At 68.2% G+C, this 18029-nt stretch carries 19 protein-coding genes; 15 read left to right on the forward strand and 4 right to left on the reverse strand.

What is annotated here, in order from left to right; translation table 11 throughout:
• Window positions 1-23: 23 nt before the first annotated feature.
• Together KNN16_RS02685 and KNN16_RS02690 are read right to left on the reverse strand one after the other, a co-directional pair.
• Window positions 24-1253 (reverse strand): sorbosone dehydrogenase family protein, encoded by a 1230-nt coding sequence (locus KNN16_RS02685; protein ID WP_303898611.1) that lies wholly within the window; start codon window positions 1251-1253, stop codon window positions 24-26.
• Between the two features lie 345 nt (window positions 1254-1598).
• Window positions 1599-2096, reverse strand: a complete 498-nt coding sequence (locus tag KNN16_RS02690) for a ferritin (protein WP_299288759.1) — start codon at window positions 2094-2096, stop codon at window positions 1599-1601.
• 157 nt (window positions 2097-2253) lie between these two features.
• Here KNN16_RS02690 and KNN16_RS02695 point away from each other — a divergent pair, with 157 nt between their 5' ends.
• Complete coding sequence (locus KNN16_RS02695; protein ID WP_303898613.1) at window positions 2254-2847, forward strand: sigma-70 family RNA polymerase sigma factor; 594 nt, start codon at window positions 2254-2256, stop codon at window positions 2845-2847.
• Window positions 2838-3632 carry a hypothetical protein gene (locus KNN16_RS02700; RefSeq protein ID WP_299288765.1) on the forward strand — a complete coding sequence of 265 codons (795 nt, stop codon included), beginning with the start codon at window positions 2838-2840 and terminating at the stop codon, window positions 3630-3632. The genes KNN16_RS02695 and KNN16_RS02700 overlap by 10 nt, the downstream gene beginning before the upstream one ends.
• Window positions 3633-3664: 32 nt before the next feature.
• Here the strand turns inward: KNN16_RS02700 and KNN16_RS02705 are convergent, their stop codons facing one another.
• Window positions 3665-5500: a cation-translocating P-type ATPase gene (locus KNN16_RS02705; RefSeq protein WP_303898616.1), complete on the reverse strand. Its 1836-nt coding sequence runs from the start codon at window positions 5498-5500 to the stop codon at window positions 3665-3667.
• Between the two features lie 363 nt (window positions 5501-5863).
• On the opposite strand from KNN16_RS02705, the gene KNN16_RS02710 reads away from it, so the two are divergent.
• From KNN16_RS02710 to KNN16_RS02765, 12 genes are all read left to right on the forward strand, one after another.
• Window positions 5864-6805 carry a sugar-binding transcriptional regulator gene (locus KNN16_RS02710; RefSeq protein WP_303898618.1) on the forward strand — a complete coding sequence of 314 codons (942 nt, stop codon included), beginning with the start codon at window positions 5864-5866 and terminating at the stop codon, window positions 6803-6805.
• Complete coding sequence (pdhA, locus tag KNN16_RS02715; protein WP_303898620.1) at window positions 6798-8855, forward strand: pyruvate dehydrogenase (acetyl-transferring) E1 component subunit alpha; 2058 nt, start codon at window positions 6798-6800, stop codon at window positions 8853-8855. The genes KNN16_RS02710 and pdhA overlap by 8 nt, the downstream gene beginning before the upstream one ends.
• A 20-nt stretch (window positions 8856-8875) precedes the next feature.
• The gene (locus tag KNN16_RS02720; protein WP_303898621.1) at window positions 8876-10177 is read left to right on the forward strand and encodes a dihydrolipoamide acetyltransferase family protein; all 1302 of its coding nucleotides are present in this window, start codon (window positions 8876-8878) and stop codon (window positions 10175-10177) included.
• 14 nt (window positions 10178-10191) lie between these two features.
• The gene (locus KNN16_RS02725) at window positions 10192-10644 is read left to right on the forward strand and encodes a PTS sugar transporter subunit IIA (protein ID WP_303898623.1); all 453 of its coding nucleotides are present in this window, start codon (window positions 10192-10194) and stop codon (window positions 10642-10644) included.
• A gap of 15 nt (window positions 10645-10659) precedes the next feature.
• Window positions 10660-10953 carry a PTS sugar transporter subunit IIB gene (locus KNN16_RS02730; RefSeq protein ID WP_303898624.1) on the forward strand — a complete coding sequence of 98 codons (294 nt, stop codon included), beginning with the start codon at window positions 10660-10662 and terminating at the stop codon, window positions 10951-10953.
• Window positions 10954-11120: 167 nt separating this feature from the next.
• Complete coding sequence (locus KNN16_RS02735; protein WP_303898625.1) at window positions 11121-12512, forward strand: PTS galactitol transporter subunit IIC; 1392 nt, start codon at window positions 11121-11123, stop codon at window positions 12510-12512.
• 123 nt (window positions 12513-12635) lie between these two features.
• The gene (locus KNN16_RS02740) at window positions 12636-12908 is read left to right on the forward strand and encodes a hypothetical protein (protein WP_303898627.1); all 273 of its coding nucleotides are present in this window, start codon (window positions 12636-12638) and stop codon (window positions 12906-12908) included.
• A gap of 206 nt (window positions 12909-13114) precedes the next feature.
• Window positions 13115-13408: a hypothetical protein gene (locus KNN16_RS02745; RefSeq protein ID WP_303896281.1), complete on the forward strand. Its 294-nt coding sequence runs from the start codon at window positions 13115-13117 to the stop codon at window positions 13406-13408.
• A gap of 112 nt (window positions 13409-13520) precedes the next feature.
• Window positions 13521-13751 carry a hypothetical protein gene (locus tag KNN16_RS02750; RefSeq protein ID WP_303898628.1) on the forward strand — a complete coding sequence of 77 codons (231 nt, stop codon included), beginning with the start codon at window positions 13521-13523 and terminating at the stop codon, window positions 13749-13751.
• Window positions 13748-14023: a hypothetical protein gene (locus tag KNN16_RS02755; protein ID WP_303896286.1), complete on the forward strand. Its 276-nt coding sequence runs from the start codon at window positions 13748-13750 to the stop codon at window positions 14021-14023. The genes KNN16_RS02750 and KNN16_RS02755 overlap by 4 nt, the downstream gene beginning before the upstream one ends.
• An 18-nt stretch (window positions 14024-14041) precedes the next feature.
• Complete coding sequence (locus KNN16_RS02760; protein WP_303898629.1) at window positions 14042-14167, forward strand: hypothetical protein; 126 nt, start codon at window positions 14042-14044, stop codon at window positions 14165-14167.
• Window positions 14164-15189, forward strand: a complete 1026-nt coding sequence (locus KNN16_RS02765; protein ID WP_303898631.1) for an alcohol dehydrogenase catalytic domain-containing protein — start codon at window positions 14164-14166, stop codon at window positions 15187-15189. Before KNN16_RS02760 ends, KNN16_RS02765 begins: the two co-directional genes overlap by 4 nt.
• A gap of 9 nt (window positions 15190-15198) precedes the next feature.
• Here KNN16_RS02765 and KNN16_RS02770 read toward each other — a convergent pair whose 3' ends face one another.
• Entirely contained in the window at window positions 15199-15693 is a 495-nt protein-coding gene (locus KNN16_RS02770; protein ID WP_303898633.1) for a cupin domain-containing protein, read from the reverse strand.
• A gap of 389 nt (window positions 15694-16082) precedes the next feature.
• Between KNN16_RS02770 and feoB the strand changes: the two genes are divergently transcribed.
• Entirely contained in the window at window positions 16083-18026 is a 1944-nt protein-coding gene (gene feoB, locus KNN16_RS02775) for a ferrous iron transport protein B (RefSeq protein ID WP_303898635.1), read from the forward strand.
• The last annotated feature ends 3 nt before the right edge of the window (window positions 18027-18029 follow it).

Raw genomic sequence — 18029 nt, forward strand, 5'->3', positions numbered from 1 at the left:
TTCCTCCAGCTGGTGGGATGAACTTAAGGCCCCGGCACGATGCGCAGGATCCGATCGTCCTCAGGACCCGGGCGTCCCCGGCCGTCGCGGTTGCTGGTCGTGAAGTAGAGATAGCCGTCCGGCCCCATCTTCACCTCGCGGATGCGCCCGAAGACGCCCTGGAACAGCGCCTCGTGGAAGATCACCGTGGTCCCATCCGGCCCCAGGATCACGTGATGGAGATGCTGCCCCCGCAGGGCGCCGAAGAACAGGTGCCCTTTCCACGGAGCCAGCCGGTCCCCGGTCACGAAATCCATCCCGGCGGGTGCCCACGTGGTGCTTTCCCCGCTATACAGGATGGGATCCGTGAAGCGAGGGTCGCCGGCGATGCCGGTCACGATGGGCCAGCCGTAGTTCGCGCCGGGCCGGATGAGGTTGAGCTCATCGCGGCAGCACAGGCCCATCTCGCCGCTGGGGCCGTGCTCCGTGCTGTAGAGCTGTTGGGTCTCCGGGTGCCAGGCCAGGCCCTGGGGATTGCGGTGGCCCAGCGAATAGACATAGGAGCCCGGGAAGGGGTTATCCGCCGGCACCGAGCCGTCCGGGTTCAGGCGGAGGATCTTCCCCGCCAGGCTGTCCAGTCGCTGGGCTTGATCGCGCTGGGTCGCGTCCCCTGTGGTGGCGTAGAGCTTGCCATCCGGGCCGAAAGCGAGGCGGCCGCCGTCGTGGATCCCGGCTCCCGGGATGCCGTCCAGGAGGACGCGCTCCTCCCCTGCAACCTCCCCCCGCAGGGTGAGCCGGGAGATCCGGTTGCGCAGGGCGCCCCCGGCCCGATAGGTATACATCACGTAGAGATAGCCGTTGCGGGGGAAGTCCGGATCCAGGGCCAGGCCCATCAGCCCGCCCTCGCCGGTGGCGGCCACCGGGAGGACGGCCACCGGCTCCGGGCGCAGCCGGCCGTTCTCGATCACCCGGATCCGGCCGGGGCGCTCGGTGACGAAGATCCGACCGTCCGGCGCGAAGGCGAGGGCCCACGGCACCTCCAGGCCGGTCGCCACCACCTCCACCCGGGGCTGGAAGGCCGCCGACGGAGAGGGGGAGGCGCTGGGCGTGGAGGGGGCAGGAGAAGGTCGGAGCGGGGTCGCCGTCGGCGATGGGCGGGGCGCAGGGGAGGAGATCCCGGTCGGGGAAGCCCTCGGCGCGGGCGAAGCGGGCCCCCGACCGCACGCGCCCATCCAGAGCAGCGCAAGTCCTATCAGCGGCAACGCTTTTCGCATGGGAAGCCTCCGGCATCGAATGGCGCAGGCGGAAAGCCATCCTTGGATCCACGGCCGGGCCCTGGCATATGTTGCGGGAGCGGCTTCCGCCGCGACCCTCACGGGATCGAAGGCGGAGGTTCGGGGCTGAAGCCCCTCCTCCGTAAGCCGAAATTCATTTCGGCATCTACGTTGTAGGAGCGGCTTTCGCCGCGACCTTTGCGTCATCCGAGATGGAGAGTTCGGGGCTGAAGCCTTTCCTGCAAAGATCGATGAGGGCGTTCTTCGATCGCCACCTGAAGGGCGCTGGGTAATCGAAAGGGGACAGACCAGATGGCCTGTCCCCTTTCGATAGCGGGATGGAGTTTATTCCGCTTCCCGACGGGCCAGCTCGCGGTCCATCATCACCAGCCCAGCCCCATCCTCGCCGATGCGCCGGAGCGCCTCCAGGATCTGCTCCACGGTCTTCTCTTCCTCGATCTGTTCTTCCAGGAACCAGTGGAGCAGGGGCAGGCTGGAGGGATCGTTCTCGCGAACGGCGATCTGGTAAAGGTTCTGGATCAGACCGGTGACCCGCCGCTCGTGCTGGAGGGCCTGGGCGAAGGCCTCCTGCGGCGAGGCGAAATCGGCCGGAGGCTGCTCAATGGCCTGCAGGACCACCCGCTCCCCCCGATCGCAAAGGTGATCGAAGAACTTCATGGCGTGGCCCACTTCCTCACGGGCCTGGACCCGCATCCAGTGAGCGAACCCGGGTAGATGGAGGGCCTCGAAGTAAGCGGCCATGGAAAGATAGAGATAGGCGGAGTAGAGTTCATGCCGGATCTGATCGTTCATCGCATCGCGGAGGGCTTGGCTCATCGCCATGGGAGGCCTCCTTTCGCATCTGAAGTGAACGGGGCGGATCCAGATCCAGTCTAAACCACAAATCCGGATCTCGCCACCTCGACGGAGCGGGGGACGGCGGCCGGGTCGGCCATCACGATGAGGCGACGTTTCCGTTAAATGATTTGGGAACATTGCGATGGGGGAATCTTCGGCGCGAGCCCCTTCGATGGAGGCCCGCATCGCCTCCGGGGATGTGGAGGCGGAGGTCATCCGGCGGGCACAGGCGGGCGACCCGGAGGCGATCGGGTGGCTCTACGATCGCTATTACCTGCCCATCTACCGCTACCTGCGGGTCCGGGTGGAGGACCAGGAGGCCGCTGAGGATCTGGCTGCCGAGGTGTTCGTGCGCATGATCGAGCATCTGCCCCGCTACCAGTCCCGCGGGCGCCCCTTCCTCGCCTGGCTCTACACCATCGCCCGCAACCTGCTGACGGACTATTACCGCTCCCAGCGCTGGGCTCCGCTGGATCTTCCGGATCCGGAGCGAGGGCGAGGGGATGAAGGGATGATGGAGCGGATCGAGGCGCGGGCTGAGCAGGACTGCCTGTGGCGGGCCCTCCGGCAGCTGACCCCGGAGCAGCAGGAGGTGCTCTTCCACCGCTTCTTCGAGGGGCGCTCGGTGGAGGAGACCGCCCAGCTGATGGGCAAACAGCCCGGCGCGATCAGGGCCTTGCAGCATCGCGCCCTGGCCGCCCTGCGGCGGCGGATGGAGGAGATGGGATGTCGTTGAAGCAACCCTCGTTCGAGGAAGCGCTGGCCCGCTGCCTGGAGGAGGTGGCGGCCGGCGCGGATGTGGAGCGCGTGGTGGCCCGGTATCCGACCTACGCGGCGGAGCTCCGCCCCTTGCTGGAGACCGCCCTCCGACTTCGCGGGGCTGCACTTCCGCCCCCGCGCGAGGAGGCGGTCCGGCGCGGCCGCATGCGCGCGGTGGCGGCCGCTCGCCGGATGCGCTCCGCGACCCGAAGCGGGCTCACAGCCCGCCGGTGGGTGTCCGCCCTCCTCACCGCCGGGCTGTTGTTGGCGTTGCTCTTCGGAGGAGGCGCCCTGGGGGTCCGGGCCGCCGAGGCCAGCTTGCCGGGCGATCCCCTCTATCCGCTCAAGCTGCTGAAGGAATCCGCGGAGCTGACCTGGGCGGAGTGGCAGGGGGATCCCGCGCCGGCCCTGATCCATCAGCTGGAGCGCCGTTCCGAGGAGATCGAGGCCCTGCAGCGCCAGGGCCGCCCGGTGCATCCGGCGGCGTTGCAGCGCTCCACCCGTTTGCTGATCCGGTTGATCATCCTGGCCGAGCGGCATCCGGATCATCCGCTCCTGCGGCAGCGCGCGCTGCAGGCCATCGAGAGGCATCGGATGGTCCTTCTGGCCCTGCGGGATCGGGTCCCGCCGGCCGCGCGGCCGGCCCTGGAGCGGGCCCTGGAGCGGGCGGAGCGGGCTCGGGAGGTGATCCGGAAGGCCCCCATCCCCCCAGGCCCCCCCGGACGCCGTCCGGAGCCCCCGGTTCCGGGGCCGAAGCGATGAGGGGCGCTGCGGCGCAGCGACCCGAGATGGGCTCAGCGCCGCAGCAGGCGGGCGCTGTTCAGGAGGATGCCCACGTCCGGCACCACCTGGGCCGCCGCCGCGAGGATCGGCGGGAGGATCCCCAGGGCGGCCAGCAGCGCCCCGAGCCCGTTGTAGACCGTGGCGAGGGCGAAGTTCCACCGGATGACATCCATGGTGGACCGGGCGATCCGGACCGCCTCGGGCAGGAGCCGCCAGTCGTCCCGCAGCAGGACGATGTGACCGGCCTCCAGGGCCACATCCGTGCCGCTCCCCATGGCGATCCCCACGTCGGCCTGGGCCAGGGCCGGGGCGTCGTTGACGCCGTCCCCCACCATCCCCACGACCCGCCCCTGGGCCTGGTAGGCCCGGACCACTGCGATCTTGTCCTCCGGGAGGAGCCCGGCCCGGAAGGGGATGCCGAGGGACCTCGCCACGGCCGCCGCCGCCTCCGGGCGGTCCCCGGTCAGGAGTTCGATCCGCCGGATCCCCAGCCGCTGGAGTTCCTGGAGGACGTCGCGCACCTCCGGACGGAGGGTGTCCTGCACGGTGAGAAGCCCAATCGGCCGGCCGTCGAGCCGGACGGCGACCACGGTCTTCCCCTCGGCCGCCAGGCGGGCGGCGAGGGCCTGGAGGCGGTCCTCTCCGTCCGGCTTGATCCGGCCCACCGTCACCGTGTGGCCGCCGATCTGCGCCCGCACGCCGATCCCCGGCAGGGCCTCGAAGGTTTCGACCGCCGGAACCTGGACGCCCCGCTCCCGGGCGAGGGCGCGCACGGCCTCGGCCAGCGGGTGCTCGGAGTCCCGCTCGGCCGCGGCGGCGAAGGCCAGCACCTCCTCCTCCCGCCACCCGTCGAGGGGGATCACGTCGGTCACCTGCGGGCGGCCGAGGGTCACCGTCCCCGTCTTGTCGATCAGGAGCACCTCCACCCGGGCGAGGACTTCAAGGAAGCGACCGCCCTTGATGAGGAGGCCCCGGCGGGCGGCGGCGCCGATGGCCGCGAGCATCGCCACCGGGGTGGCGAGGGCGAAGGCGCACGTGCAGGCCACCGCGAACACCGCGGCCATGGCCAGCGGATCGCGCCGCAGCACCAGCGTGAGGAGCCCAACCGTTGCCACCACCGGCAGATACCATGTCGCCACTCGATCGGCGAGCCGTTGGACTTCGGGCCGGCTCCGCTCCGCCTCCTCCACGAGGCGCAGGATCCGACCGAAGGTGGTATCCGCCCCCACCGACGTCGCCCGGACGCGCAGGCTCCCGAGCTGACAGATCGAGGCGGCCCAAACCCGATCCCCCGGCCCTACCTCTACGGGCATCGCCTCCCCGGTGAGGGCGCTCGGGTCCACCGTGGCGTGTCCCTCGATCACCTCGCCGTCCACCGGGATCCGCTCGCCGGGCCGCACGACCACCACCTCGCCCGGCTGCACCGCCTCCACCGGGACCTCGCGTTCCTCCCCGGCGCGGAGCACCCGCGCCCGCTGGGGCCGCAGGGCGAGGAGGGACCGCATGGCGCGGCGGGCCTGCTCCACCGTGAGGCGCTCGACTTCCTCGCCGATCCGCATGAAAAGCGCCAGCACGAGGGCGCTCGACCACTCCCCCACAAGAGCGGTGGCGAGGACCCCTGCCGTCATCAGGGTGTGGGGAGTCACCCGCCCCCGGCGGGCCGCCCATGCCACATCCCGGAACGCCGGGAAGCCGGCCAGGAGCGTCCCGCTGGCCCACAAGGGCCACGGGATCCGGGATTCCAGAAGATGGAACCATCCCAGTCGCTCCCCGACGACGATGAGGAGGACCAGCATCAGAAGGCCCGCGAAGGCCGCGGAGGCCCGGGCGCCCACCTCCGCGATCACAGGGCCGGCTCCTGGGCGGCCCTCACGTGCCTTTCCCGCCTCCTCCGGGACGTCCACGCAGCATCGTTCGCAGCCTTGCGACATCTCCTTCTCCCTTCCGCATCGACCCCTTTCATTTTATGCCACATTATGCCACTTATGCCACATTATGCCACAGGCCGTTGGGATCGCTTCGGCCACGCCCACCGCTGCTCCCGGGTATGTCCCGATTTTGTCGGGCCTGGCCGCCTTGTAGGACAACTGCGAGCAGTTGTCCTACGATTTTGGGACGCACCGCTGCTCCCCCTTGACAACCCCTGTCCAGCCCATATAATAAAGGTGACTCCGTGCTCAACTTTGTGAATCCCCATGGATGACGAGCGATTGGCCCAGATTGCGTCCTGGTATTACGAGGAGGGGCTGGATCAGGGGGCGATCGCCCGGCGGCTGGGGTGCTCGCGTTCCATGGTCTCGCGTTACCTCAAGGAGGCCCGGGCCCGGGGCCTGGTGGAGATCCGGATCCGGCATCCCCTGAAGACCGATCCCCGGCTGGAGGAAGCGCTGCGCGCGGCCTTCTCCCTGCGGGAGGCCTGGGTGCTGGGCAACCCTCCTGCGGATGACCGCCTGCGGTTGCGCCGGCTGGGGGAGCTGGGGGCGCGGGCGCTGCAACGCCGGCTGCGCCCGGGGATCCGCATCGGGGTGAGCTGGGGCACGGCCGTCTATGAGGTGGTGCGGGCGATGCCCGAGATCCCGCTGAAGGGCGCCCAGGTGATCCAGATCATCGGCGCCCTGGGCGCCGGCGACCCGATGATCGATGGGCCGGAGCTCGCCCGCTGGCTGGCGGAGAAGCTGGAGGCCCCGGTCCGTCACCTCCACGCCCCCCTGCTGGTGGAAAGCGAAGCGGTGGCCCAGGCCCTGCGGCACGAGCGGACCATCGCCGAGACCCTGGCCCTGGCCCGCAAGGTCCATGTGGCTCTGATCGGGATCGGCTCGGTGGACCCTCGACTCTCCAGCCTGCGGCGGGCAGGTTACCTCACGGAGGCGGAGCTGGAGGCGCTCCGGGCCGCCGGGGCGGTGGGGGATGTGCTGGCCCGGGCGCTGGACGCGGAGGGAAATCCCCTGGATCATCCTCTGAACCGGCGGGTGATCGGCCTGGAGCTCGAGGCGCTGCGCCGGATCCCCACGGTGATCGCCGTGGCCGGGGGCGTGGCCAAGGCCCCGGCGATCCGGGCCGCGCTGCGCGGCGGCTATGTCGATGTGCTGGTCACCGACGCAGAGGCGGCGGCGGCCGTCCTCGCCATGGAGGGAGCGCTGGCCTATGCGTGAAGCGCCGACGACGTCTCTTCTCGACGCGACGCTCGATCTCCCCCGGGAGCGCCTGATCGATTGGCTCTACCAGATGCTCCTCATCCGAGCCTTCGAGGAGACGGTGGAGCAGCTCTACGCGGCCGGCAAGATGCACGGCACCATGCATCTTTACATCGGCCAGGAGGCGGTGGCGGTGGGGGCCATCGCCGCCCTGCGCCCCGATGACTACATCACCTCGACCCATCGTGGCCACGGCCATGCCATCGCCAAAGGGCAGGACCTGCGGGCGATGCTGGCGGAGCTGTTGGGGAAAGAGACGGGGGTGTGCCGCGGCCGCGGCGGCTCGATGCACCTGGCCGATCTCGAGCGGGGCAATCTGGGGGCCAACGGCATCGTGGCCGGGGGGATCCCCATCGCGGTGGGGGCGGGGCTCAGCATCCGCATGCAGGGGCAGGACCGGGTGGTGCTGTGCTTCTTCGGCGATGGGGCGGCCAACCACGGCAACTTCCACGAGGGCCTGAACATGGCCGCCATCTGGCGGCTCCCTGTGGTCTTCCTTTGCGAGAATAACCAATACGCCATGTCTATGGCGGTCCGACGGGCCATGGCCGTGCCCCGGGTGGCCGATCGGGCGGTGGCCTACGGAATCCCCGGGGAGACCGTGGACGGCATGGATGTGGTGGCGGTGTATCGGGCGGTCCGGGCGGCGGTGGAGCGGGCCCGGCGCGGGGAGGGCCCCACGCTGATCGAGGCGATCACGTATCGCTACAGGGGGCATTCCAAAAGCGATCGCCAGGTGTATCGCACGAAGGACGAGGTGCAGGCCTGGATGGCTCGTGATCCCATCGCCCGGCTCCGCGAGGCGCTGATCGCCCGGGGGTGGCTCTCGGAGGCGGAGGCGGCGGCGCTGGAGGAGCGGGCCCGGGAGGCCGTGGCGGAGGCCCTCCGGGCCGCCGAAGGAGATCCGGAGCCCGACGTGGCGCAGTTGACCGAAGGCGTCTACGCCGAGGACCCGCTCTTCCCTCCTCGCTGGATCCGGCAGGCCTTCGGCTCCGAGGTCCCGGTGGAGCCGCCGGCGGGAACGCGGGAGCTCTCTTACGCGGAGGCCCTGCGGGAGGCGATGGCCCAGGCCATGGCCGCCGACGAACGGGTCTTCCTGATGGGCGAGGACATCGGGGTCTACGGCGGGGCCTTCGGGGTCACCCAGGGGCTGATCGAGCGGTTCGGGCCGGAGCGGGTGCGGGACACGCCGATCTCGGAGAACACCATCGTGGGGGCCGGCGTCGGGGCGGCCCTCACCGGGATGCGCCCCATCGTGGAGATGCAGTTTATGGACTTCGTGACCCTGGCCATGGAGCAGACCGTCCTCCAGGCCGCCAAGGTCCGCTACATGTTCGGGGGGAAGGCCCGGGTTCCGCTGGTGCTGCGGCTCCCCGGAGGCTCCGGCACGGGGGCGGCGGCCCAGCACTCGGAGAGCCTGGAGGCGTGGTTCGTGCACGTGCCGGGGTTGAAGGTGGTGGCGCCCGCCACGCCTTATGATGCCAAAGGGCTGCTCCTGGCCGCCCTGGCCGATGACAACCCGGTGATCTTCGTGGAGCACAAGCTCCTTTATCGAACCCGCGGGCCGGTGCCGGAGGAGCCCTATCTCGTCCCCTTGGGGAAGGCGGCTGTGCGGCGGCCGGGGCGCCATCTCACCATCGTCGCTTACTCCATCGCGGTGTTGCGGGCCCTGGAGGCGGCGGAACGGCTGGCGGCGGAAGGGATCGAAGCAGAGGTGATCGATCTGCGCACCCTGAAGCCCTACGATGCCGAGACGGTGATCGCCTCGGTGAAGAAGACGGGGAAGTTGCTGATCGTGCACGAGGCGCCGCTGCTGGGCGGCTTCGGCGGGGAGCTGGCGGCCGCGGTCGCCCAGAGCGAGGCCTTCGCCTATCTGGAGGCCCCCATCGTCCGCCTGGGCGGCGCGGATGTCCCCATCCCCTATCATCCGCGCCTGGAGCGGGCGGCGGTTCCCCAGGTGGAAGATATCGTCGAGGCGGCCCGGCGGCTGGCGCGCCTGGAGATCTGATGGGGGAGGCTCGGAAACGCATGCCAGTCCCGGTGATCATGCCCAAATTCGAGATGGCCCAGGAGAGCGGGAAGGTCCTCCGCTGGCTGAAGCAGGAAGGGGAAGCGGTCACCAAAGGCGAGGCGATCCTGGAGGTGGAGACCGACAAGGTGGCGATGGAGGTGGAGGCGCCGGCCAGCGGAACCCTGGTGGGGATCCGGGCGGGGCCTGGCGAGGTGGTGCCCATCGGCCAGCCCATCGCCTACATCCTCCTGCCCGGGGAGGTCTGGGAGGGCGCGCCGGGCGCATCGCCGGCTGCCTCGCCGGCCGGCGCCCCGCGGGCGACGCCGGTGGCGGAGCGGATCGCCCAGGCCCACGGGGTGGATCTTTCGGCGGTGCCGGGCACCGGCCCGGGAGGACGCGTGACCAAGGCGGATGTGGAGGCGTTTCTGGCTCAGCGCGCGGCGGAGGGGAAGGTGAAGGCGGCCCCGGCGGCGCGGCGGCTGGCTCGGGAGCTCGGGGTGGATCTGCAGCAGGTGAAGGGGACCGGCCCGGGCGGGCGGATCCAATCCGAGGATGTGCGGCGGGCGGCGGAGGCGTTGCGCGCGGGCGTCTCCCCGGAGGCCCTCGAAGCCCCGGCCCGCCCGGCGATCCGCCGTCGGGTGCCGCTGGCCGGGATGCGGCGGATCATCGCGGAGCGGATGAGCCGGAGCGTCCGAGAGGCGCCGCAATTCACGGTCAGCATCGATGTGGAGATGGGCCGGGCGATGGCCATCGTCGAGGATCTCGCCGCCTGGGCGGAGCGGGAGGGAGGGCCCCGGGTGACCCTCACGGCGCTGCTGGTGAAGGCCTGCGCCTGGGCCCTGCGGCGGCATCCGGCCCTCAACGCGACGCTGGAGGGCGAGGAGATCCTGGAATGGGAGGATGTGAACATCGGGGTGGCGGTGGCCGTTCCCGAGGGCCTGGTGGTGCCGGTGATCCCCGAGGCGGACCGGCGCGGGGTGTGGGAGATCGCCCGCATGCTGGAGGAGAAAGTCGGACGGGCGCGGGAGGGGCGGCTACGGCCGGAGGATGTGCAGGGAGGGACTTTCACCCTATCGAACCTGGGGATGTATGGGATCGATCGCTTCACGGCGATCCTGAACCCGCCTCAGGCGGGCATCCTGGCGGTGGGACGGGTGGCCAAGCGGCCGGTGGTCGGGGAAGGAGATGAGGTCGTGGTGCGCCCGGTGGCAACCCTCACCCTGACGGCGGACCACCGGGTGATCGACGGCGCGCAGGCGGCTCAGTTCATGGAGACCCTCCGGGCAGTCCTGGAGCGGCCAGGGCTGCTGCTGGGGTGAGAGGAAGCGTGGGGATGCTTCTAACGCCACAGCGGGTCTTATTGCGTGTGTCGGCGGCTTCGGCGGAGGAGGTGATCCGCCGGCTGGCGGCCCTTCTGGAGGCGGAAGGAGTGGTCCGCCCTTCCTTCGTGGAAGCAGTTCTGGAGCGGGAGCGGACCCATCCCACGGGGCTTCCGCTGGCGGGGGACCTGCATGCGGCGATCCCTCACGCGGATGTGACGCATGTGATCGCGCCGGCCCTGGCCGTTGCAACCCTTGCCTGTCCGGTGAGTTTCCGGAATATGGTGAATCCCGATGAGATCGTGCCGGTCTCTATTGTTATTTTGATGGCCCTGGATGAGCCGCATTCTCAGATTGAGATGCTGCAGCGTCTGGCAGCTTTTTTTCAAGACCCCGAGCGTGTACGCAAGGTCTACGAAGCTCGAACAGCTGAGGATCTGATTCAGGCGCTTGACATCCTCGCTTAAAGCAAGGAGGTGGCTATGGCTCAACCCAAACGTGTGCTGGTGGCATGTGGCACCGCGATCGCCACATCCACAGTTGTGGCGAAGGCCATCGAGGAAGGGCTCGCTGCGCGGGGCATCCAGGTGATCACCCGTCAATGCAAGGCGGCGGAGGTCCCTGCGCTGGCGAAGGATTTCGATTTGGTGGTGACCACCACTCCCGTGCCCACAGATCTCGGGATTCCTGTGATCCAGACATTGGCCTTCCTGACCGGTATCGGAAAGGATCAGGTGCTGGATCAGATCGCCGAGATCCTGCGCCGCTCCGGGTAGGGGTGGATTTTCTTGGGGCGCTTCGGTCCATGTGCACGTGAAGCGCCCTCACTTTTAGTTCCCCCGCACAAGAAAGGAGGTGAGTGGGGCGGGTTTTGTAGATCTTGGTGTTCGTGATAAGGATGTATATAAGTTTAATCTCCATATTCTTAACCAAGGAGGTAGCCATGGAGGTCTTCCTGAGCACGTTGAAGGCGATTATTGACAATCTGGGAGCTACGGTTGCGTTGCCGATTATCATCTTCCTGTTCGCTGTCGCTTTGGGGGCGCAGCCCGGTCGTGCTTTCCGGGCGGGCGTGACCATCGGCATCGCCTTCATCGGAATCAACCTGGTCATTGGGCTGATGTGGACGAATCTGTCCGAGGTCGCCCAGGCGATGGTGAAGAACACCGGCATCCAGCGGGATGTGGTGGATGTGGGGTGGCCGTCGGCAGCAGCCATCGCCTTCGGTTCGGCCGTTGGCCTGTGGGTGATCCCACTCACGCTGGCCATTAACATCCTGATGCTGGCGGCCCGTCTCACCAAGACGCTGGATATCGATATCTGGAACTACTGGCATTTCGCGTTTATCGGTTCTCTCGTCGTCGCTGCCACAGGCAACCTGCTCCTGGGCCTTCTGGCGGCGGCGATCGCGGCGGCGCTGGCTCTCTTCTTCGCGGACTGGACGGCCCCTGCGGTTCAACGCTTCTACGGCTTGCCCGGGATCTCCATCCCACATCTGACCACTGCCCCTGGTGTGCCTATCGCCATTGTGGTGAACTGGATCATCGATCGTATTCCTGGCCTGCGCGAGGTGCAGGCGGATCCGGAGGCGATCCGTCGCCGGCTGGGCATCGCCGGGGAACCGGTGATCCTGGGCCTGATCATCGGGCTGGTGCTTGGGATCCTGGGCTTCTATAATGCCGGCGACGTCCAGACGGTGGTGGTGAAGGTTCTCAAGACAGCGATGAACCTGGCGGCGGTGATGCTGCTTCTGCCGCGGATGGTCCAGATCCTGATGGAAGGCCTGATCCCTGTCTCGGAGGCGGCTCGGGACTTCATGCAACGGCGGGCCGGAGGTCGAGAGATCTACATCGGGCTCGATTCCGCGATTCTCATCGGCCATCCGGCGGCTATCTCGACCGCCCTGGTCCTGGTGCCGGTGGCGATCTTGCTTAGCGCCATCCTGCCCGGCAACCGGGTGATCCTCTTCGCAGATCTCGCGGTGATTCCCTTTGTGGTGGCGATGTTCGCTCCGCTGATGCGGGGGAACATTTTCCGGATGATCATCGCAGGCACGATCACCCTGGCTATCGGTTTCTACATCGCCACCGGGATGGCGGATCTGTTCACTGCGGCTGCCGTGGCATCGGGCTTCAAGATGCCAGAGGGGGCGGTGCGCATCACCAGCATTGCTGATGGCTTCCTCTGGCCACCCTTCGTTTTCGTCACCGCAGTGCGACTGGCAGGGGTGGTGGGGCTCTTGATCCTGCTGGTCCTCCTGGCGGTAGCGCTCTTCCTCTACCAGCGTAATGCGAGGGCGTGGGAGATCGCGGCCGGAGCTCCGGCTGAGGGATGATCAGGCCTTGACTTTTATATGATAGCTCCAGGGGGTTGGGGTGTGATCGCCCAACCCCCTGGTTGCCTAATATGGAACTCGAGCCTTCCGGAGATTCAGCAATCTAAACCGAGGCTCCTTGAGATGGGTGTCGTGCATCGTCGGAAGCCGAACGGATGGGACTGGGAGGGGGTGCCTGTCGTCCCTTATGGAGGACCGGGAGGCGTCTGCGGCTCCCGACGGGTGCTGATCGGCCCGCGGGAGCGCGCGCCCTATTTCGTGATCCGCTACTTCGAGCTCCCACCCGGCTGCCGGTCCTCTCTGGATCGCCATCTCCACGACCACGGGGTGGTGGTCCTGCGGGGCCGCGCCCGGGTGCAGCTGGGGGAGGAGCGCTTCGAGGTGGGGCCCGGGTAATCACCCCCCTGAGTAGTGCTCGGTGGTATAATCGGGGCCAGATTCCGACGGAGGTGGGCCCGATGAATCGAAAGCCCAATTCCCAGAACCCCCCCTGCCCTCGCTGTGGGGCCACCCATGTGGTAAAGAACGGCAGTAAGGGTGGGCGGCCCCGTTGGGTCTGTCGGAACTGCGGGCGCTCGTTTGGGCCTACCCTGGGCACGGCGATGTATCGCTTGCGTGTGACCCCTGCGGAAGTGGCGCGCACCCTGCTGGTGGTGATGCGTCGGGGGAGCCTGAGCGCCGCTGAGGAGATCACCGGCCACAAATATGAAACCATTGGCCGATGGCTCCGGATGGCCGCCCAACACGCTGAGGCCCTCACCGAGGTCCTGGTCCACGACCTGCATTTGAGCGAGGTCGAGGTGGATGCTTTCTGGTCGTTTGTCAAAAAAAGTGTCCAGAGGCTGGAGATCCAGACGCCTCGGCGGGCGGGGTGGGCCCGCGTTGGGGATGTTTGAGCCAGGACCGGGCGACTCGTTTTGTGGTGGCGTGGGGCTTTGGGTCTTCGGAGGATGAGGTCGCGCCGAAGGTGGTGGCGCAGACCCGCCAGCGCACATCTGGCAGGGGGGCGTGATCTGGATCAGCGATGGACGGCCGGTCTACCGACGGGCGGTTCGTCAGGTCTATCGGGACGCGCAACCGACGGGAAAGCGGGGGCGTCCGCCCCTGGTGCTCACGCCTGGGGTGGGGTTGACGCAAGCGGTCAAGCGTCGTCATCAGGGCCGGATGGTGCGCGTGGAGGTGCGTCAGGTTCTGGGGAGGCGGTGGATTGCCCCTATCCGGTGCATGAGGAACGGTTGAATGGCATGTTGCGCGATCGGTTGAATGCGCTGACGCGTAAGACCCATGCCTTTGCGAAGACGACAGGGACCTGGGATGCGCTGGTGATCCTCTGTTTGTTTGAGCACAACTGGCTGCGGCCCCATCGGGCCTTGCGGGAAGCGGGGGAGGGCCTGCCGGAGGGGCGGCGGTATCGGCCGCGGACGCCGGCGATGGCCATCGGGTTGACCGATCATATCTGGACCTGGGAAGAGTTCTTGACCTTCAAGCATTATCAATACCAAAAGGAGTGACTACCGGGGCCCGGGGACGTGATCTATATCGCCCCCCAGGAGATCCATCAGTTCGTCAACATCGGCGAGGAGCCCTTCGGCTTCCTCTGCGTGATCCCGAACAAGGCGTTGTTGCAAGAACGGCGATCGGAGGAAGAGGGATGATCTCCCATGCCCGGGCCCTGATCTACCACAGCCGGGAGGATCTGCGGATCGCGGAGGTCCCCCTGCGGCCCCTGACGGAGGGGGAAGTGCTGGTGCGCATCCGGGTCTGCGGGCTGTGCCCCGGGGAGATCATGGACTGGTATATGGCGAAGAAGGCCCCCTTCACCCCCGGCCACGAGCTGGTCGGCGAGGTGGTGGCCGTGGGCCCGGGGGTCACCGCCTTTCAAGGCGGGGAGCGCGTGGTGGTGCATCACCACGCCCCATGCGGCGCGTGCCGGTTCTGCCGGCGGGGCGATTACGTGCACTGCCCCACCTGGCGCTCCACCCGCCTGATCCCCGGCGGCCTCAGCACCTACGCCATCGTCCCCCCGCCGGTGGTGGACCGGGATCTCCTTCCGATCCCCGACTATGTCCCGGATGAGGTCGCAACCTTCACCGAGCCTTTGGCCACAGTGGTGAAAGCCCTGCGGCGGGCCGGGCTGCGGGAGGGGGATCGGGTGGCGGTGATCGGGCTGGGGGTGATGGGGCTGTTGCACGGGATGGTGGCCCTGCGGTGGGGGGCCGAACGCGTGTGGGGGATCGAGCGGCTTCCCGCGCGCCGGGAGATCGCCGCCCGGTTCGGGATCCGCCCGCTCTCTCCCGAGGAGGCAGCGGAACGGATCCGGGAGGAGAGCGAGGGATGGGGGGCGGACGTGGTCGTCATCGGCCCGGGCTCCGTGGAGGCCATCGCCCTGGGATGGTCCCTCGCGGCGCCAGGAGGGACGCTGTTGCTGTTCACCCCCACGCCTCCCGAGGCCCGCTGGCCGGTCGATGTCCATACGCTCTATTTCCGGGAGATCCGCGTGGTCCCCAGCTACTCCGCGGGCCCTCCGGATATGCGCGAAGCCCTGGCCCTCCTCTCGGAAGGCCTGCCGGTGGAATCCCTGATCACCCACCGCCTGTCCCTGGAGGAGGCCCCTCAGGGATATCAGGCCATGCGCTCCTACGAGGCGTTGAAGGTCCTGGTGTATCCGTTCCGGTGAAATTTGATCTCAGAACACGTAGGGCGCGGTCTTCGGATTCCGCTTGAGGGCTTTCCATTCTTCTTCATCGACCGGGCGTGGGGGATCGCGCTCCGCGTCCACCGGGCAGAGGAACCCGAAGGGTTCATCGCCGTCGTTGATCCAGCGATGGGGGACCTCCGGGGGGACGTAGACGATGTCGAAGGGGGCGACCTCGAAGACCTCCGGCCCGACCAGGGCCTTCCCCTTCCCCCGGATGACGATGATGAGGTGGATGTGCTGGTGTTTCTCCAGGCTGGAGTAGGCGCCGGGGGCCAGCTCGAAGTAACGCATCTGGAACCGGCAGGGGATGTCCGGCGGCCCCCCCAGGGTGAAGCGGGTGATCCCCCGCCAGCCCATCCCGCGGGCATCCCCCAGGCTGAACTTGTAGGCCTCCGGTTCCACGCCTTCCCAGCGGAAGGTCCGGGCATCAAAGGAGATCCGCCGGCCGAATTGGAGGGTCGCTTTCTCTCGGATCTCTGCCATCTTGCCGCACCCCGTTCGAGGAAGGAATCAGGGTTCATTGTGCCCCTGTTCGAAGGCTTCGCGCAAATCCTGAGGGGATGCACGGTGGATCGCGGCGGAGGCTGCCCCTACAAATGGTTTCTGTAGGAGGGACTTCAGCCCCGAACCTCTGGTTCTCGATGACGCCAAGGTCGCGGCGAAAGCCGCTCCTGCAACAAAAAGGATGCCGAAATGAATTTCAGCACCCCATCGGGTGGGCCCACCCGGATGGGTGGCTGCAGATGATCACCCGGGCTTCGTGAAGTTCCTCACTGCTCCTCTCGTAACCTTCACTTTAATGTAGAAAGCGATGATTCGAACGATCTCGAACGGAGAAAAGGACGGCTGTGGCGTCCTGTCATTTAGAGCTGATGGAGCGAATGGAGGATCTTCCCCGGCGTCCGGTGGTGCTGGTAGGGCCGCCGAACGTGGGCAAATCGGCGTTGTTCTTCCGGCTCACCGGCCGCTACGCCACCGTCTCCAACTACCCGGGCACCACGGTGGACCTGCTGATGGGGCGCCTCCCGGAGGGGGCCCCCTTGCTGGACACCCCGGGGATCCACAGCCTGTTCCCTCTCTCCGCTGAGGAGCAGGTGACGCAAGCGCTGATCCTGAGCGCCCAGCCTCAGGCGGTGATCCAGGTGGCGGACGCCCGGCATCTCCGCCAGGCTCTCCTGCTCACTCTCCAGCTGGCCGAGCTGGAGCTCCCCCTCGTCCTGGATCTGAACCTGATGGACGAGGCGCAGGCAGAGGGCATCGAGATCGACCTGGAGGGGCTGGCGGCCCGCCTGGGGATCCCGGTGGCCGCCACGGTGGCGGTCTCCGGGCATGGGCTGGACCGCCTGCGCGCCCTCATCCCGGAGGCCCGCATCCCTCGGGTTCGTCCCACCTATGAGGCGCCCCTGGAGGAGGCCTTGCGACGACTGGAGGAGCGCCTGCCTCCGGCCCCCGGCCGCCGGTATCGGGCCATCGGGCTGTTGCTGGGGGATCCCTGGACCTGCCAGCAGGTCCCGGATGAGGGGCTCCGTCAGGAGGCGGCCGCCCTGCGGGGGGCCCTGGAGGCCCATTACGGACGGCCCCTGCTCTATGTCCTGACCCGGCAGCGCTACCAGTGGGCGGAGCGGTTGCTGGACGGCCTGGTGCGCCGGACGCCTCGTGCGGCGGGCGTCCGTCAGGGGCTGCGGGAGCGGCTGGACGCACTGATGCTCCACCCTATCGGGGGCTGGCTGGTCATCGCGGTCGCCCTCTGGCTCACGTATCAGATCGTCGGCGTGTTCGGCGCCCAGGTGCTGGTAGGGTTCCTGGAGGAGACGGTGTTCGGAGCCTGGATCCTTCCCGCGCTGACGGCGCTGGCCCAGCGATGGATCCCGTGGGGACTGGTTCGGGATTTCCTCCTCGGGCCCTACGGTCAGATCTCTATGGCGCTGACCTACGGGCTGGCCATCGTGCTCCCCATCGTGGGGACGTTCTTCCTGATGTTCAGCCTGATGGAGGACTCTGGATATCTTCCCCGTCTGGCGGTGATGCTGAACCGTCCCTTCAAAGCCCTGGGGCTGAACGGCCGGGCGGTCCTCCCCATGGTGCTGGGCCTGGGGTGCGTGACCATGGCCACGATGACCACGCGGGTGCTGCAGACCCGGCGGGAACGGGTGCTGGTCACCCTGTTGCTGGCCCTGGCCGTCCCTTGCTCGGCGCAGCTGGGAGTGATCTTCGGGATGATCGCCATGGCCGGCCCGGGAGCCCTGGGGATCTGGCTCGCCGTGGTGGCGACGGTGCTGGGCCTGGTGGGCGCCCTGGCCGCCCGGGTGCTCCCCGGGGAGCCCTCGGATTTCATCCTGGAGCTGCCTCCGCTGCGGGCGCCCCGCCTTGAGAACCTGGCCCTCAAGACCCTGGCCCGAATCGAGTGGTATCTCAAGGAGGTGGTGCCCTTGTTTATGCTCAGCACGGCCATCCTCTTCGCGTTGGATCGCCTGGGCCTGCTTGGGGGGATCGAGCGGGCGATGGCGCCGCTGGTGACCGGATGGCTGGGGCTGCCGCCGCAGACCGCCGGGATGTTCCTCCTCGGCTTCCTGCGACGGGATTACGGCGCGGCAGGGCTGTTCGATCTCGCCCGGGAGGGCGCGCTGACGCCCCATCAGATCCTGGTGAGCCTGGTGGTGGTCACGCTGTTCGTCCCGTGCATCGCCACGGTGATGATGATGATCAAGGAGCACGGCTGGCGCACAGCGGCGGCCATCTCCGCCTTTGTCTTCCCCTTCGCCTTCCTGGTGGGCGGGGTGATCCATCACGCGTTGCGATGGCTGGGATGGGGGTGAACG

This window comes from Thermoflexus hugenholtzii (assembly GCF_018771565.1).
In the GTDB taxonomy this organism is placed as follows: domain Bacteria; phylum Chloroflexota; class Anaerolineae; order Thermoflexales; family Thermoflexaceae; genus Thermoflexus; species Thermoflexus hugenholtzii_A.